Below are 2468 nucleotides of genomic sequence, written 5' to 3' on the forward strand. Positions count from 1 at the left end.
ACCTCCACCGGGTACTGCATGGCGAGGAACATTCCGGCCCGGGCACGCTCGTCGGGTTTCATCTCGAGCAGTTCTTCGCCGTCGAGCGTGATCGACCCGGATGTCACGGTGTACTTGGGGTGTCCCGCCAGCGCATAGGCCAAGGTGGACTTGCCGGAGCCGTTCGGCCCCATGAAGGCGTGAGTCTCGCCGCTCTTCACGGTCAGGTTCACACCATGCAGGATCTCCACCGGACCGTCCTCCGTCTCGACGGAGACGTGCAGGTCGCGGATCTCGAGAGTGCTCATCGGTCGTCTATGCCTCGTTTCTTCTTAAGTCGTCTTCTCAGGTGAATCGTCACGCGTCGCCGGCGGTATCGGCCGTCATCGCCTCGACGACGGCCAACTCGCGCTCGACCGTGGTCATCAGCCGTTCCTTGATCTCCGGCACCCCAATGCGGTTGAGCAACGAGGCGAAGAACCCGCGGACGACGAGCTTGCGCGCCAGCTCCGGCGGGATGCCGCGGGACTGCAGGTAGAACAGCTGCTCGTCGTCGAACCGGCCAGTCGCGCTGGCGTGCCCGGCGCCTTCGATCTCACCGGTCTCGATCTCCAGGTTCGGCACCGAGTCGGCCCGCGCACCGTCAGTGAGCACCAGGTTACGGTTGTGCTCATATGTCTTGATGCCGGTCGCTTCCTTGCGGATCAGCACGTCGCCGACCCAGACGGAGTGGGCCTTCTTGCCCTGCAGCGCGCCCTTGTACTCGACGTCGCTGGTCGCGTTCGGCGTGTTGTGGTCGACGACGAGCCGGTTCTCGAAGAACTGGCCGGAGTCGACGTAGTAGAGGCCGAGCAACGTCGCGTCGCCGCCGGGCCCGGCGTAGTCCAGCGTGGTGCCGTTGCGGACCAGGTCACCGCCGAAGGTGATGACGGCGTGCTTCACGGTCGCGTCCCGGCCCACGTGGACATGGTGATGCGCGAGGTGAACCGCGTCGTCGGCCCAGTCCTGGACGGCGACGACCGTCAGATCCGCGCCGTCCTCGGCTATGACCTCGACGTTCTCCACGAACGACGCCGAACCGCCGTACTCGATGACCACGACCGACTTGCTGTGCCGGCCGGCGGTGACCACCAGATGCCCGGCAGCGCCCCGCTCAGCGGAGGAGCCGGTCAGCCTGATCAGCGTGGGCTGGTCGACCACGGTGTCACGCGGGATGTCCACGGCGAAGATCTTCTCGACCGCTTCCCAGGCCCGTGCGCTCGGCCGGTCCACGGGGACGTAGGTGGACGTCCCTTTGCGGGAGTCTTCGGCACCGACGCTCGCCGCGGTGACCCGTGGGTCGGCGTCGACGGACACGGTGTAGTCGCCGCCGTCGAGCGCGGCGTCCTCATGCAGACCGCGCAGGCGGTTCATCGGAACGAACCGCCATACCTCCTCGCGGCCACGCGGAACGGGATGCTCGGCCACGTCGAACGACGCGAACCGATCAAGCGCGCCCTTGACACTCTTGGTGCCGGCGCCGTGTGAGTGGGCGGCCAGGCCGTGCTGGGCCGGCGTCTCGGTGGCGGTGCTCATCTGCTCCTGATCCTGTGTCATCTCTGGGGCCTGCGGTCAGCTGATCGGCAGGCGCTAGTCACGTCTCGTCGTCGACCGGCTGGTCAGCCGACCGCGCCTTCCATCTGCAGCTCGATCAGCCGGTTGAGCTCCAGCGCATACTCCATCGGCAGCTCGCGGGCGATCGGCTCGATGAAGCCACGCACGATCATCGCCATCGCCTCGTCCTCAGGGATGCCGCGGCTGGTCAGGTAGAACAGCTGCTCCTCGCTGACCTTGGAGACGGTGGCCTCGTGACCCATCGCGACGTCGTCGTTGCGGATGTCCACGTACGGGTAGGTGTCCGACCGCGACACCGTGTCGACCAGCAGCGCGTCACACAGGACGTTGCTGGCACTCGAGGTGGCACGCGGCATGACCTGGACCAGGCCGCGGTACGACGTGCGCCCACCGCCACGGGCGACCGACTTGGAGACGATCGAGCTGGACGTGTGCGGCGCCATGTGGACCATCTTCGCGCCCGAGTCCTGGTGCTGGTCCTCGCCGGCGAAGGCCAGGGACAGCGTCTCGCCCTTGGCGTGCTCACCCAGCAGCCAGATGGCCGGGTACTTCATGGTGACCTTGGAGCCGATGTTGCCGTCGACCCACTCCATGGTGGCGCCCTCGGCGGCGGTGGCCCGCTTGGTCACCAGGTTGTAGACGTTGTTCGACCAGTTCTGGATAGTCGTGTAGCGGGCACGGCCACCCTTCTTGACGACGATCTCGACGACGGCGCTGTGCAGCGAGTCGGACGAGTAGATCGGCGCCGTACAGCCCTCGACGTAGTGGACGTAGGCGTCCTCGTCGACGATGATCAGGGTCCGCTCGAACTGGCCCATGTTCTCGGTGTTGATCCGGAAGTAGGCCTGCAGCGGGATATCGACGTGCACGCCCTT

Annotated in this window: 3 protein-coding genes; all 3 read right to left on the minus strand. The window is 66.5% G+C overall.

The features are described 5' to 3' along the window. Nucleotides 1-287: ATP-binding cassette domain-containing protein (locus ELR45_RS40280; protein ID WP_240759076.1), on the minus strand; the 287-nt coding region annotated here is incomplete at its 3' end. Nucleotides 288-336: 49 nt separating this feature from the next. After that, nucleotides 337-1554, minus strand: coding sequence for a Fe-S cluster assembly protein SufD (sufD, locus tag ELR45_RS02145; protein ID WP_129663033.1), 1218 nt, complete (start codon nucleotides 1552-1554; stop codon nucleotides 337-339). Nucleotides 1555-1637: 83 nt separating this feature from the next. Beyond that, the coding region (gene sufB / locus ELR45_RS40285; RefSeq protein ID WP_240759077.1) for a Fe-S cluster assembly protein SufB at nucleotides 1638-2468 on the minus strand (831 nt) is incomplete at its 5' end.

It is taken from the genome of Phytoactinopolyspora endophytica (genome assembly GCF_004138495.1).
GTDB lineage: Bacteria > Actinomycetota > Actinomycetes > Jiangellales > Jiangellaceae > Phytoactinopolyspora > Phytoactinopolyspora endophytica.

Excerpts from the sequence above, each read along its gene's own strand:
- sufD (WP_129663033.1), bottom strand. The coding sequence starts at position 1,554 with ATGAGCACCGCCACCGAGACGCCGGCCCAGCACGGCCTGGCCGCCCAC.